The organism is Limnobaculum xujianqingii, from assembly GCF_013394855.1.
GTDB lineage: Bacteria > Pseudomonadota > Gammaproteobacteria > Enterobacterales > Enterobacteriaceae > Limnobaculum > Limnobaculum xujianqingii.
Genome location: NZ_JABMLK010000002.1, coordinates 480101 through 494533, shown reverse-complemented (window position 1 = coordinate 494533; position 14433 = coordinate 480101). Strand labels below are relative to the sequence as shown.

11 protein-coding genes and 1 pseudogene are annotated in these 14433 nt (G+C 40.8%); 9 read left to right on the top strand and 3 right to left on the bottom strand.

From position 1 onward, the window contains the following. Positions 1 to 23 precede the first annotated feature (23 nt). Positions 24 to 3697, bottom strand: a pseudogene (locus GOL65_RS16010) (YobI family P-loop NTPase). 292 nt (positions 3698 to 3989) lie between these two features. Here GOL65_RS16010 and GOL65_RS16005 point away from each other — a divergent pair. The 7 genes from GOL65_RS16005 to GOL65_RS15975 all read left to right on the top strand — a co-directional run bounded on the left by GOL65_RS16005 (position 3990) and on the right by GOL65_RS15975 (position 9805). After that, positions 3990 to 4415, top strand: a complete 426-nt coding sequence (locus GOL65_RS16005; RefSeq protein ID WP_140919657.1) for a TIGR03757 family integrating conjugative element protein — start codon at positions 3990 to 3992, stop codon at positions 4413 to 4415. Next, positions 4415 to 5344, top strand: a complete 930-nt coding sequence (locus tag GOL65_RS16000; protein ID WP_130592168.1) for a TIGR03756 family integrating conjugative element protein — start codon at positions 4415 to 4417, stop codon at positions 5342 to 5344. Before GOL65_RS16005 ends, GOL65_RS16000 begins: the two co-directional genes overlap by 1 nt. Before the next feature lie 2 nt (positions 5345 to 5346). Then, positions 5347 to 6753 (top strand): integrating conjugative element protein, encoded by a 1407-nt coding sequence (locus tag GOL65_RS15995; protein WP_407656483.1) that lies wholly within the window; start codon positions 5347 to 5349, stop codon positions 6751 to 6753. After that, entirely contained in the window at positions 6753 to 7082 is a 330-nt protein-coding gene (locus tag GOL65_RS15990) for a hypothetical protein (protein WP_130592169.1), read from the top strand. Before GOL65_RS15995 ends, GOL65_RS15990 begins: the two co-directional genes overlap by 1 nt. Continuing rightward, positions 7079 to 8581 carry a conjugal transfer protein TraG N-terminal domain-containing protein gene (locus tag GOL65_RS15985; RefSeq protein WP_130592170.1) on the top strand — a complete coding sequence of 501 codons (1503 nt, stop codon included), beginning with the start codon at positions 7079 to 7081 and terminating at the stop codon, positions 8579 to 8581. The genes GOL65_RS15990 and GOL65_RS15985 overlap by 4 nt, the downstream gene beginning before the upstream one ends. Before the next feature lie 354 nt (positions 8582 to 8935). Continuing rightward, positions 8936 to 9424, top strand: a complete 489-nt coding sequence (locus GOL65_RS15980) for a hypothetical protein (RefSeq protein ID WP_130592171.1) — start codon at positions 8936 to 8938, stop codon at positions 9422 to 9424. A 96-nt stretch (positions 9425 to 9520) separates the two neighbouring features. After that, a complete protein-coding gene (locus GOL65_RS15975) occupies positions 9521 to 9805 on the top strand; it encodes a hypothetical protein (RefSeq protein ID WP_130592172.1) in 285 nt (94 codons plus the stop codon). 123 nt (positions 9806 to 9928) lie between these two features. On the opposite strand, the gene GOL65_RS15970 is transcribed toward GOL65_RS15975, so the two are convergent. Beyond that, entirely contained in the window at positions 9929 to 10318 is a 390-nt protein-coding gene (locus tag GOL65_RS15970; RefSeq protein ID WP_130592173.1) for a DUF3742 family protein, read from the bottom strand. 154 nt (positions 10319 to 10472) lie between these two features. Beyond that, a complete protein-coding gene (locus GOL65_RS15965; protein ID WP_130592174.1) occupies positions 10473 to 10727 on the bottom strand; it encodes a helix-turn-helix domain-containing protein in 255 nt (84 codons plus the stop codon). An 895-nt stretch (positions 10728 to 11622) separates the two neighbouring features. On the opposite strand from GOL65_RS15965, the gene GOL65_RS15960 reads away from it, so the two are divergent. Then, positions 11623 to 12249, top strand: a complete 627-nt coding sequence (locus tag GOL65_RS15960) for a ParA family protein (protein WP_130592175.1) — start codon at positions 11623 to 11625, stop codon at positions 12247 to 12249. Between the two features lie 281 nt (positions 12250 to 12530). After that, positions 12531 to 14303, top strand: coding sequence for a MobH family relaxase (gene mobH / locus GOL65_RS15955; protein WP_140919656.1), 1773 nt, complete (start codon positions 12531 to 12533; stop codon positions 14301 to 14303). Positions 14304 to 14433 lie beyond the last annotated feature (130 nt).

Below are 14433 nucleotides of genomic sequence, written 5' to 3'. Positions count from 1 at the left end.
AAACTGTCGAAAAATATATAACACTATGTATCTGAATCAAACATAGAGCGTCGCCTTATTATTTTATAATAAGGGGGATTTTCCTTATCCTCTTCAAAATCATAGAATAAATGATTATCTTTTAATGCTGTTAATAAACGTTGATTAGTTGCATCGACCTCAATCTTAGGCTTGCCTCGCCCCAAAATTTTACTAAACTCCGATAAACCAAGCAGATCAAGATACTCTTTACAGACCGTCTTACTCAAATCCTTATTCGGTAATAAGGCGATTAATAGTGCTATTTTATCCTGCTTATCCAGATTCTCTGAGGTAAACAGGTCTTTTAGTAACGGTTCAGAAATGTAATTGGGGATTGTTATCAATGTTGAGATATACTCTATTGCTCGACTCAGAATGAGTGACTGAGTGGAGGTTCCCCATGTTTTATATGATGACGTCAAACTTAAGAGTTCGTCTGGTTCAAAATTATTTTCTAAAATATAATCATTAACGGCAAGGGAATATTCCTTGCTATTAATAATAAGCGGTACTTTAACAAACCCGAGTAGCTTAATTTTTATATCATCATCAACGTTCCAAGAAAGTATCGACATAGCTTCATCTAAGACAAAGCTCTCTTCCGTCATTATTTCAACGTAGGTTTCGACATTCTGTTTGATATAATAGAAAAGCTGTTCAGGATAGTTTTCTCGTATAAATTTAAGTGAATCCAAACTTATACGAATAATTTTCTTATCCACTAATATTTTGAATTTATCACCTACAATACCTTTGACACCAAAGGAGGAACTATAAATACGATTTAGCGAACAAATTAATTTCTCATATTTATCATTTAATAAATCGTTACAGATAATAATCGCTCTAAACAGTTTAATTTTTTGCTCATCTTCAATATCAATACTTGCAAAATCCAACTCTGCATCCGTTCTATTGATAAATCCAATAAGTGAATCATCTAATCCATCAATATTTGCAAAGTAAGACACTATATTTTCTTCAGAACAAACTGCTATATCTTTATCCAGTAGCGATAACCATAAGGATTTGTTCTCGACCTCACTGAGAGAGGTCACGGAAGTTTGCAAATAGTTTATATACCTATCTTTTTGCTCATCCGATATTTCCTCATTATTGAGAACAGATAAAACAATAGCTTCATCATCCACGATTGAACCATCGCAACTAGATAAAACCATATTCAGATAGTCACTAATATGGTTATTAACATAACTAGCCAAGGGAGAATCATGCTGTGACATCACTAACGTATAGTTCTTATGGCGAATATCATCTTCACTGTTAAGCTGATAAACCTCACTCAGCATTAAGGTCAGGTTGGAAAAATTAATATCATAAAGTGAATGCTGATAAACCATATCAAAGAGTGCTTTATTTGCGCTTTCAAAATTAATACTGGCAAAAGAGACGCCAAGCAGCTTAAAACCACTAATTAACTTGTCAACCTTCGGCTCTGCTATTGCTAAATAATCCGCCGAATCAGAGAGGTAGTCAGTTAGGCAATCATCAATATTGATGGCCTCAATGGTATTACTAGCAGAATAATAAAATGTGCCTATCGAGTAGCGTTTAACCCAATCAGCAGAAAACTCACTCTCTTTAAGAGCATAAGAAAAAAACTCAGGCCACAGCATATTTAATCGATTAATAAAGCCAGGCTGGGCTCTCTCTGCTTCAAAGTAGTCGCGAATAAACTCAACGCTTTTGTTCTCTCTAAGCTGTTTAAATAAGCGTTTTATTAAATTCACATGAGCTGGCGTCTGAAGCAGGTAAGTTAATAGATCAAAATTAAGCACCTCTTCCTGTTCAAAATCCACCTCTCGAAGGCGGGCAACGACCAGCTTGGGATTCTTAAGTTGATAGGTAGGCTCTTTGCCTTTTTGATCGGTAATACTGCGTAAAAATACCTTGTCAATCCGACTCAGGCTATTTTCGTAAAAATAGGTCATATAGTCGGTGTAGGTTTCATCAATATAGCCATCACGGATAAGGTATTTGAGCAAGTCAAAATACTCACTGCTTTTTATTTCATTAAAATCTCTTTTGTCGCCGATTTCATTGGTATAGATGAGTTTAAATATACTATCAATGTTTTCTCTTGATATAATTTCTTTTAGCCTTTTACTACTCATGTAAGTTAATTCATTTCTTAACTTAACAAGCTCCTTATTTAGACTGTTTACTTTACCATTACTTCTATTTTCAACATTCAACACTCTAGCACTTCTTCTTCTCTCTACATCTGCTATTTCATTCTGATAGCCATGACGATAATTATTATATGGAATTAGTTGATGATCATATAAAACATTAACCTCCTGACTAGACTCGAGTATTTCATTATTTATTTCATTAATTTCATTTTCTTTAGTAACAATTTCTTTCTCCAATCGATTTATTTCATCATTGGCAATATTTTCCTTACTGTTAAATATAGCGAAAACCATACCCTGATTAAGCTGTAATTCGCTAAAGTCTCTAGGGAAAATGTTTTTATAGGCAATAATAGCCAGCATTTTATTACAGTCAAGCTCGGTGATATTTAATCTATTGTAATAAACCAGAAATTCATTATAGATATTTTTTAATATCCTCATATCATCAATATATAATGAAAGTCCTTGTAAAAACCTTTCATTGAATAATGATAAGATATCACCTTTCTCAAAGATAGAGATAAACTGATCGTAAGAGTTAGAACTATCAACAACTGGAATGACAGGGATAATATAATCAAAGAATTTAGTTCTATCCTTAGAAATAAAGATATCATCACGAAGTAAATAGATAAAACGTAATGTTGGCTTTTTATTTTTGGCTAAGAACCTATTATATATAAATGAGAACCAAGACTTTTCAACCAACTTGCGATGAATATTGACTAATCTATTTACCTCATGCAGCCGTTCAAAGATATGGTTAGCATTAAAACGATCCATATCCTCAAAAATAATTGCATCAGCGCTAACGTTCTCAAAGAGGTATAGCACTTCATTTAAATACCGATCAAAATAAGAGTCATCACTCTCTTCAAAAATTTCTATTTCATTACCTTGTAAATTTATTTTCTTAAGTACATTTCTATTCTTTTGAGCTTTTATTAATTTATAAATAAAAAAACAAGATATAATTGCACATATAGAACCGCTTATGAGCAACGAATCATATTTAGTTGATAGCCTTAAAAAATCTGTTAAGACACCTTCTGATAAAGATGGTACAAATTCAATCCATTTCTTAAATAATGTTATATGCAATATTGTCGCAATGAATAAAACCATAAAGAATGTATTGATAAAAATACTTTTAGTTTTTATTTTTTTCTTTATTTTAAAATTCGTCTGAGGAATGTTATCAGTATTAATCTGGTGAATTAACTGATTAAGGATCTTACCTTCTAACGCAACTTCATTAATAGCCTTGCTGGGGTCATCAGTACTAATCTGATCCGCAGCTCTGAAATGAGCAAGTGATATATGAACAAATTTTAGTTGCGGATGATTTTTTTATATGATTCGACAAGACTGCTCTTACCTGCACTGTATTGTCCTGATATTGCAATATTTTTTAGATCGTCATTGTCAAAAACAAAGTCTATAGCATCTTCATATATGCCCAACTCAACGTCGCTGATAGGCGTTAGTTTTTGAAATTTATAGCTGTTATCACCCATTGCTATCCCTTACATGTCTTTCCATATGTGTTTCCTGTCGACTTCACATAAAAAAATAAACATAAAATCATATAGTTAAAAAAATGAAACAAAATGTATCTCTAGATATTATATCAGAAATAACCACAATCGATTGACGAAAAGCATTTCTAATCTCCATTACTTATGTACAAGACTTCACCATTGTACTGTTACGTTGTGAAGAAACCTTCGCTAGCGAAAATAGGGTTTTCTGCTGAGAGCTATAGATCAAACTGTTACATCTATTCCTCTTTGCACTGGGGGGTACCTTATGTCAGTATCTAATTTATCAAAAGTTCTCACGCTTACTTTTCTTATGTTATTCACCTCCCAAGGGATCGCGGAAACAAAAGAAACCATCATTTTTACCAATAACAATAATCTATTATTAGGCACTCCAACAAATACTGTGATCTACAATCTCGATGATCCTGAGCGTCTGATATCCAACGCCTTTAGTTCTCTTCCATCCGATCGCAAAACGGCGGAAAAGCATAGTCAAAAAGTCATGTCTTCCAAAAATTGGCAACAACAAGATGCCGCTCTAAGAGAATCCTTCAAAGGCGTTATCAAAGCCTGGTCGTTAGGCATAGAAAAAGTCCCAGCTATTGTGATGGAAGGTAGGTTTGTTGTTTATGGTACAACCAATGTAGAACTTGCCGGAGAAAAGCTGAAGCAGTTTCAAGGGGGCCATTGATGCGCCTCCGCCTCATACTCTCTTTGATAGCTACCGTGACACTCCCCGCCTCTGCTATCAATACCGCTGGAATTATTGCATCCTCACTCTCAGCGCCCTGTCTTGAATATAAGGTGGTTGGCATTTGCTACTGGCTACTCTGTACACCCTACGGTTGTAGCGTTAAAACCTCAGTAAAAGTAAAACACTATATTCCCGATCTGGTCGTTTCCAGCTATAGCAATACCGGCGATAACCCGTGGAGTGAAATGGCCTTTTTGGGTGTGTCCATCCCGATCATTGCTGAATCAGGCGGCAATACGAATGCACGTCCGAGTAATGAAAAAACGCAGACTCGATTCAAGAATGCTGATGCTATCGGTCACCCAAGCAGTGAAGCATTCTATAAATTTTTGTCTGGTTTTGGTTACAGTTGCAGCGGTTCAGCCACTGCTTTTCAACCTTATTTTATCAGTACTTTGGATGCGTTAGCCTGGCGAACCGGTTTGCCAGAAAGTCTCTATCCTGAAGCACTAATTCCTGGACAGCGTGAGGTTAAACAAACGGGCGATCTCTGGGGCAATGTATTTCCCCGCGCCGGAGCGCTGAGCCAAACTCATGATTATAAGGTAGGAGCTGTTATCGCTCAGCGCGTCGCGGATATCGTGACGCGCGCAGGGCAACCTCATGTCTACTTACCGCTAACGGCAAGTCATAGTCCCGGATATTGGCCACCAGAATCCGTACAAGAGGGAAAAACTAACAACCATAAATGGCAGATGCTGGCACCTAGACTCGATAACAGCTGTGCCATATTCCCTGACCGTTCAACTCTCGATACCTACTCAGATAAACTCGCCGCTGACGGCGGCTATGCGTGGGCATTATGGCGTCCTTATAGCTGTTGCCAGCGCCGTGGCCAAACCTTTCTCGGCAGCACCGGAGGTTAATCATGATGAAATACGTCAACTTTCCAGCAAGAAATGTCCTGAGCACCAGCATCTTAATGGCTCTTTTATCGATCTCCATAAGTACCTGCGCTGCTAATGAGTATGGTTTCGATAATCACGGGGCCATTGCTGACAATGTTTACTATCAGATTGGCGGTGGCTCAGCGATTTCTCCTTCTTTAACACGGCGTTCAACCAATCCCTTGACGGTGGGGATTGGATGGAACGCAGACCTAATGTGCGGCAATTTTGATATTAATACCACCGTTAAAAATCAACTTAATGGTGTTACTGACGGGTTTAAAGACTTGATGGGTGATGTCATCAGTAATGCGACCGGTGCCGTAGCAAGCCTTCCAGCGATGATTATTCAGCGAGCCAATCCACAGCTTTATGACCTGTTAACCAATGGTGTCTTACAAGGTCGGTTAGATTTTGATAAAGCGAAACTAAGCTGCGAAAACATGGCTGAAAAAATGGCTGATTACGCGTATGGCTCTGCCTGGGTTCAAGGCGCTAAAGCAGAAAACTATCAAACCATTGTCTCAGGAGAAACAGATGCGGTCAGAGCTAATCAGCAGGCCAGTAAAGAAGCAGCCGAAAAAGGGAAAAGATGGGTTGGCGGCCAACAGCGCGGCGGCAAAAATCAGGCTCCGATAAAACTTATCCGCGACACCACGGTTGCTGGATTCAATATCCTGAATGGCCGCGAACCGAATTCCACGTCCACGGTGAATAAGTCCGATTGTAAGGGGCAATTGTGTAAAACATGGACTAAACCGGAAGACGCTGCTAAATGGATGACTCGAGTCGTTGGAGAACAGACCATTAACGTTGCACCGACTAACGATCAAGGGAGTAACAACAGTAACAAGAGCGGCGCTCAGGCTGGCGTCGGCCTAAACCCGCTAATTCAGGAAGAACAAGATCGCATCATTGAAGTGATGGCCGATTTGGTCAACGGTAAAATCAAGCCAACCTCAGAGAATTTAGCAAAAGCCAGTGGTGGGAATCTCATGCTCACTCGAGGCGTGGTCGAGGCACTACAAGATGACCCAGATGCAGCAGTACTGGTTCAACGCCTGTCGGGTGAAATGGCTATTGCTGAGGTAACAGAGCAAGCGCTATTAGCGCGTAGAGCCATGCTTGCCGGTATGCGAGAACCAAATATCGCCAATGAAAAAGAAGCCCAAGATGCACTGGGACGCTCCTCCCAGATCCTCGATCAGGAACTCACCCAGCTCAAATTAGAGATGGATATGAGGAAATCACTGGCAGATAACGCTGCGACCACCATTCTCAACCGCAAGACCCTACGCGATACGTTACAGGGCCGTGCCGTTGAAAGTAGTGATGATGTTGATAGCCGAGTGAATAAATTGAATAGTACTCATGTAGGGGAACCATAATGATCCCAAACATCAGACGAATAGGAAAATTTATCACGATAAGCATTGGCATCATTATGGCCATGGTACTGATAGGTTGGCTAAGTCTACGATTTAGTGCTGATACTAATAATATTATGACTCAGTTAAATAGCGTCCTGCTTCCACTGTTAGTCTGGAGACTAGTCCTGTATTTGGCGATTGTTTGGTTACTGTATAAAGTCCGTCTGGTGCTAACCAAAAACAATCCAGAGCGTAGTAATACGTTCACAAAGATTATTGTCTGTTTCGCTATTCTCGCCGTTCTGTGCGAATACACTAATTATGTGAATACGGGGGTAGCTGCATGATAACCCATAGCTATCTGGAGTATTTTCTGACATTACTCGGCTGGTCCGTTAATAACGGTATTTGGAGCATCATTACATCAACCGGCATTTTCGCTTTTCCTCTACTGGCCAAATTGATTGGCGTCTGGCTTAAAGCTAGAGGACAAGGGGCAGATGAAGGCGATCAGGGCGGACTAGCACTAACCTGGTTTGAAAACGTGGCATATATGGCGATGATCGTCATTATGTTTACCTGCGTACCGCTGATCACTGTTGATTTAAACACCATTCAATATGATATCAGCCGCTCAAAACAGTGCGGCTATACGGTAGCGCAACCATCAGAATCAGGCTATAGCTCGCTAACCAGTGAGATTGGCGGGAAAACAGCCGCCGTCCCGGTGTGGTGGTATCTGGTTCATTCACTGTCGAAAGGCGTCACTAACGCAGCCAGTTCGACGCTCCCCTGTCAGCCTGACTTACGCCAAATCCGCTTTGAAGTTCAGCATACGCGCATCAGCGATCCTACCCTAGCTCAAGAGCTACAAGATTTTGTTCAGGAATGTTATGCACCTTCCTTAGCGAGATTGAAGATGCGTGAATCGAATCTAAAATCAGCGGAAAGTACTGATGTGTCATGGATCGGGTCACAATTTTTTATGAATACACCGGGTTATTATGATACCGACCGGGCCCGATCTCCCCGCAGCGCTTGGCCCTACAATACCAGCCGGGATGCCGGACTTTTTGATGCCGGTACCGGAGGTTATCCAAGCTGTAAACAATGGTGGTCAGACAGCACAACCGGCATTAAAGATAGGACACTAAAACTGGTTCAACCGTCGGTCTGGCAGCAGTTAAAAAAGCTGGGGCAATCTAAAGCTGAATATGAAGAAGCCGTTTTACGCTCTCTGGTCAGCCCAAGAAATATGCAAGTTTCGCAAGATGGGCGGGTTTATCCCGGTTTTGGCGGCAATATCGACGGTACGTTAGCGAACGCCGCTAGCCGTACCGCTGCAACGGTCGGTCAAGCCTTCGCTGGCATTGCCGCATTTCCCGCGTTTGACAGCATGCGACAGGCGTTGCCAATGGTTCAAGCCATATTGTTAATGGCGCTGATTATCTGTATTCCGCTCATCATCGTTTTTTCAGCCTATGATATTAAAACGGTAGTCACCGTAACGTTCGCACAGTTTGCTCTCATTTTTCTGACGTTTTGGTGGGATCTGGCCAGATGGTTAGATAGCTGGCTGCTAGGTGCTCTGTATGATAGCGATACTCACAGCAGTTGGAATTTAGCCGGGATACAGAACTCACAGGACGACCTAATCATTAACTTCGTTATGGGGACAATGTTTCTGGTGTTACCCGCATTTTGGATGAGCGCCTTAGGCTGGGCTGGCGTTCGGGTCGGAGGGGCATTAGAGAATGCAGCCAGAGCGGGAACGCAAGACGCCAGAGCAGCGGGAGGAAAAGGAGGTGATGTAATGCTAAAAGCGGGGAGTTCCTTCAAAAAATAGGGGCTCAAACACCATACGAGGTAATCATAATGTGTATTAGTGTGATTACCAACAGATACAGACTGTATGATTGCCAAGCGATTTTGGCGTAATCAAATTATCAACGCTCTATCGTTTGATCGGCCAAGCGACCATCAGGCTGTTTGCTTTATGAGTTTTGTCCGATTACATTTAGGTTATTTAAATACAACCATTTGAAATATAATTATATAACCACCAATTTGACTGGGAATTATAAAAGGAGGCAGAAAAATATTTACCTTGCGTGTACAGTGCCTTTTATAAAATTGTTTTATATACAGGTAAGGGGCGCTCCTGATACAAGCGTGATGTACAGCTAAGGGTTTAAAATTTATGGCAACATTCAATGAAATAAAAGAAGAAGCATTAAAGTTTCGGGAATTGCTTGAAAATTGTGATAAATCGAAAACCAAGCTTGTAATAGATTGTTTTCCGGTTATGAGCTGTAAACTTTCTTCAATGCTTCTTGCCTACCATTTTCTGAAATTATGGCCACAACTTGAGTTAAAAGGTGTTATGGCTGCTACAGGAAAAAATAATGAAATAACTCACTATTGGCTAGAAATAGGTGAAATTGTCATTGATATAACTGGAGACCAATACAACATTATTAGTGCCAGAGAGCTAAACAAAGAAATTGTACGAAATAGGCCATTTACTTCTGTACATGTTTCAAATAAGAAAGAAAGCCATCTCTACAAGTTATTTAAAATTCAAGAAAAAGAGCTCCTTGTGTATGGCTTCCCTACGATTAGAGAGAGTTTTATAGAAAAAATGGAGCTTGGTTATAGCCAACTTCTGAATCAGACAAAAAACACATAACAATCAAAAGCAGTATATCCCTAGGGCGGACGCGCTAATGCGCGCCGCAGAGTTGGCATGCGATGCGTGCGTTAAAATTAATATTGGAGATCATCAATGAATCAAGAGCTTAACTGGAAGAAGTTTCAGTTTATCACTGAAGTTCAAACTGCACTTATTACAAATGCAATCAATTTATCCCTAAATAGTGATGCGAAAGATAAACGCCATATATTTTCTGCAACAGGAACGCTTATAAATATGGATGATGCATTTTATGCAGCTGAGAAAATCCCCGATAATCTAACTGCTCATGAAGCAGCATGCGAGTTCATCGGCTTTTGTTGTGAAAATTTAAGAGAAGAAGGCGCTAAGGTTCCTTATTGGTTTATGCGCATCTAACAAGTCGCTCTTTAGCTCCAAGTGCAGTCGGCTATTCGCTCTTAGTCGACTGTCGGAGCTGATTACATCCAGAGTAGCAAACGTATCAAATTAAATATGAGCCAGTAAACATTATGTTACCCATTAATCTTTATCAATACGCTCACCACCTGCATATTCCCCCACGCCATCAGGTCCGTCGCAATAACCTTCAAGAACCTGACTATCTAACTCAACAATATCATCTGACTCCATCCCCTTAGCTATGGCAATAAGTGAGAATCCTATGATCGCTAAGATGAGCAAAACGGAGGCCAGCAGGAATAGGCTTGCAGCGAATAATCCAATCACTGCCATGATAAAGACAATAAACGGCAGTTTAGCCACCCATAAGGGTAAACCTCTTTTATGAGCCAAATGCGCTAATCTAGTGTTCCATTCAGCGACTCGATTACGCATTCTAACGGCTAAGCGCCCCGCTTTGTAACCGAGGCTATTATGAGGAGTATTTCCTTCATGCATACATGATTTCATTAATCCTCCATTGCACTCTGAAGCGATGATTCATCATAATGAAGTATGGCTATTATTCAACCATTAGCTCACCCTATCCCTTCAGAAACATTTTAGCAATGGATGCCATTAAATTCTCAACCGAGTCTGTATGGTGTCAATGGCTACCGGCGAATCAGCGCTTTTTCTCAGAGTGATATTTAAGAATAATTTCAGCCAACTCATCATTGTCTGCATAAAAATAGGCGACGGGGACATCGAGTACTTTTGCAATTTTAATCATCAGTTTATAAGGAGGCTCATGGACACCTCGCTCATATTGGCTGATCCTTGTGCTAGCTGATGCTTCCTCTATACCCACGAGATGAGCAAGTTGCTCCTGAGATAGTTGACGCAGTTTGCGTATTGCTTTTAACCGAGTCGATAACATGGGAACCTGAACCCTCATTAGCCACTAAAATGAAGATTTTCTTCGATTCTCATTTTTATTTTTTGAAGTTAAACTTCGAAAATGCGCTTAACTATCCAGCAGTTAACGCCAGTACACCGACAAATATAAAGTTTAACTTCATTTTTTTGTTGTTAAATTGTCCAATATTTCCTACAATCGATTCGCTAACATCAGGGAAACAAAAGAGAAAAACCAGAGAAATGTTCCAGAAATAAACTTGGTGGTATTGTGACAAAAGTTTCATATAAAAAATATGGATTAACACTCTCGTTATGGATGATTTAAGAGAGATGGGCGTTGCAATATCACCTTTCCTGCCTCCTGAATAATAAATGGTTCGGTAAATATATAACGGTTATGACAGAATTTGGAATCTACCTAAAATCGCTGCCAGAACTAAATCTACCCGAGAATGAGTTCCGACTAGCGAGCAATATTATTTCAGCGCTTGATACGATATTTGATGCCATCGATTCAGAATTAGAGCTCAAATATGGAGATCAACACTTTCATAATGTTTCTCGTTATCTGCTCATCATTATTCACGATGTATTTCAAGACTCTATTGCCTTTCGACGTGTCGTAAAAACGCTTAATCAAATGGTAAACTCGAGACTTAAATGGCTCAACTGATAAAAGGTTAAATGGCCTGAAGGGTAATATTTATAAAGGTAAGAGCCCTACCCGAAAAGGCCAAAAGGCTGAATTGGCTGGCATCGCTCGGATCTATCACCTCATATAAATGCGAGTATCATGAAAGCATTAATTCATTAATAACTCTCTTCACTGACAATTCAGTTTCTTGCGGTAAACATAGTCACATAGAACCACACTCCTCACATCATTAATTAATGAAATCAGTATCGAGGAGCCTATGATTATTAGCTTTATTAGTCAGAAAGGTGGCGTAAGCCGGTCTACACTAGCAAGAGCAACCGCAACCGAGTTTGCTAAAGCCGGTTGGCAAGTTCACTTAGCCGATCTAGATACTCAGCAACAAACCAGCAGTAAATGGGCAGAACGGCGAGATTTAGCGAGCCTTACCCCCTCTATCGAAACGGCAGTCTATCGTCGTCATAATGTTGCACTAAAAGCTGCCGCTTTAAATCAGCTACTTCTTATTGATACTCGTCCTTTCGCTGATATTTCATCGGTCGATATTGCTGAAGCATCAGACCTGATCGTTATTGCCACCGGCACCTCTCTCGATGATTTAGAACCTTCTCTGTTATTAGGCCGAGAATTTTTACAGAAACGGCAAATCCCTCTGCATAAAATTCTGTTTGTTGTCTGTAAAGCTCCGAGTATTGCCGAAGGACAGGCCGCTCAACGCACCATTTCCGCCTGGGGATTTCAGTGTGCTTATCACTTTATCCGTTTTATGCCGGGCTATAGTCAGGCTCTTGATGCAGGTAAATCCATTACTGAAACTCACTATCCTACGCTTAACACCGCCGCATGTTCCATTATTGATGAGATCGCCAGCCTCATTAATTCATAAAAGCATTATTCTTATGGAGAATTGTACTCATGGTAAAGCCACCTAAAATAATACCGCCTTCTTCAACAACGGCCACCATTGAGGTGACTAATTCCAGATTTAATGCAGGTGTCCTAAAACCTATTCAACTAAAAATTGATCCTCTTCTTCATCGAGAGATCAAAACCTATGCGACAGAGATTGATAAATCGATGACCGAGTTATTACTCGATGGTTATCGTCTCTATAGGAAGGTTAACAATTAAGTCATGAAAGCATGATGTCATGATAAGGAGAACACTATGTTTAAATGGTTAACCCGCAGCAAAGTGCCAACGAAGCCGACCTCAACGCTTGATATCGGCATGCCGGAAGACGGCTGGTTACTCCCCGACACCGCCGATAACCTGTTATCGACACCATTGCGCCAGCAGCTTATTCAGCTCATCTGGCACAGAACATCACTCTCCAATCCCCTGTTCACCGAGCTTTATTTGAATCCGATTCAGAAATATGCGGCATTGGTTCAACGCTTACCTGCCTCAGAATCTCATCATCACGCCCATCTAGGCGGTATGTTAGACCATACTTTAGAGGTGGTTTGCTTTGCTGCGAAAATGAGACAAACGCATCTCTTACCACCCGGCTGTCCACCTGAAGATCAAACAAAAGAAGCTAAAGTCTGGACGGCCGCTATTGTCTATGCCGCGTTATTACATGATATCGGTAAACCTTTGGTTGATATGACCGTGATGACTGAATCAGGAGCACGCTGGCATCCATGGCATGGTCCACTAACAGAACCCTATCGGTTGCAATATAATCCGCAGCGTGACTATCGCCTGCATCCCGCCGCTGGCGCTATTCTGTGTACACATATACTGCCTCAAGCGGCTCTCAACTGGCTCTCTGAGTATCAACAACTGTTTTCATCTTTGCTGTATTCCATCGCAGGCCATTATGAAAGTGCCGGGATCATTGGTGAACTGATACAAAAAGCGGACCAGGCCTCCGTTGCCCAGAATATGGGCGGCGATGCATCAAAAGCCCTCGCTCGGCCGCAGTCAACGTTGCCTAAACAAATTATTGCGGCATTACGTGAATTGGTACAAAACACGTTAAAACTTAATAATACAAAATTTGGCTCTGATGGTTGGCTTACGGAAGAAGCGTTGTGGTTAGTCAGTAAAACAGCGTCAGACAAAACCCGTGCATGGTTGTTGCAACATGGAATTACCGGCGTTCCAGACAGTAACTCTCGTTTGTTTGATGAGATGCAGGATCATGGCATCGTTTTATCAAATGAAGGAAAAGCCATTTGGAATTGTACCGTAAAATCATCGAGTGGTTGGAGCCCTGGCGTCGACCTCACCTTACTTCGTGTATCGCCATCATTGATATGGGAACAAGTCGAAAATCGGCCGCCGCTATTTGACGGAACGGTAACCCCAGTGGCCGTAGTTAACTCCATTCCACCGCTAGATAACCCATCGCCTAATAACAGTGACAACCATCCGCCAGAAGTGAATCTGGAAGAACTGACTTTGTCATTATTCTCTTCACCTGAAGATCCACCAGCGATTGTCCCTTTTATGCCAGAACGTATACAGCCAGATCGAGTTGATGTGCCGCCACAGCCATCTTCTTTTATTCAACAAGCGCCAATATCAGAGCGCCCTCAAGAAAAGCCAACCTCATCTATTGCTGATCTAGCGTTTTTGAACTGGTTGAAACAGGGAATAATGACCAAACACCTACAGATAAACGATGTTCAGGCAAAAATACATGTGGTAAATGGTTCAATATTTCTCGTGTCTCCCGAGATTTTTAAACTCTTTGTCAAAGAGACAATCGGGTCAACCGGAGAGGAATGGCGAGAGGTACAAAAGGTCTTTCAAAAGCAAAAAATTCATCGCCGTGGTAAAGATGGAATCAATATCTGGACATGTGAAGTTCAGGGACCACGCAAGACTAGAAAAATTAAGGGGTATATTTTAGAAACTCCGACCCTATTATTTGGCGAAGAAAGTATCATTCCAGACAGCAATCCCTACCTGACACTTATCGAGACATAGTGTGTTATATGGCAGAAGATATCGTTTTACATCGTTATTTAAAAACGGTCACACCTGCCATTATTAGTCGCCCAAATTAACCTTTTTTTCGCATTTTCAGTTGATTAATGCCCTGCTCCTTTTTCACCTT

Excerpts from the sequence above, each read along its gene's own strand:
- GOL65_RS16005 (WP_140919657.1), top strand. The coding sequence starts at position 3,990 with ATGTCAGTATCTAATTTATCAAAAGTTCTCACGCTTACTTTTCTTATG.
- GOL65_RS16000 (WP_130592168.1), top strand. The coding sequence starts at position 4,415 with ATGCGCCTCCGCCTCATACTCTCTTTGATAGCTACCGTGACACTCCCC.
- GOL65_RS15995 (WP_407656483.1), top strand. The coding sequence starts at position 5,347 with ATGATGAAATACGTCAACTTTCCAGCAAGAAATGTCCTGAGCACCAGC.
- GOL65_RS15990 (WP_130592169.1), top strand. The coding sequence starts at position 6,753 with ATGATCCCAAACATCAGACGAATAGGAAAATTTATCACGATAAGCATT.
- GOL65_RS15985 (WP_130592170.1), top strand. The coding sequence starts at position 7,079 with ATGATAACCCATAGCTATCTGGAGTATTTTCTGACATTACTCGGCTGG.
- GOL65_RS15980 (WP_130592171.1), top strand. The coding sequence starts at position 8,936 with ATGGCAACATTCAATGAAATAAAAGAAGAAGCATTAAAGTTTCGGGAA.
- GOL65_RS15975 (WP_130592172.1), top strand. The coding sequence starts at position 9,521 with ATGAATCAAGAGCTTAACTGGAAGAAGTTTCAGTTTATCACTGAAGTT.
- GOL65_RS15970 (WP_130592173.1), bottom strand. The coding sequence starts at position 10,318 with ATGAAATCATGTATGCATGAAGGAAATACTCCTCATAATAGCCTCGGT.
- GOL65_RS15965 (WP_130592174.1), bottom strand. The coding sequence starts at position 10,727 with ATGTTATCGACTCGGTTAAAAGCAATACGCAAACTGCGTCAACTATCT.
- GOL65_RS15960 (WP_130592175.1), top strand. The coding sequence starts at position 11,623 with ATGATTATTAGCTTTATTAGTCAGAAAGGTGGCGTAAGCCGGTCTACA.
- mobH (WP_140919656.1), top strand. The coding sequence starts at position 12,531 with ATGTTTAAATGGTTAACCCGCAGCAAAGTGCCAACGAAGCCGACCTCA.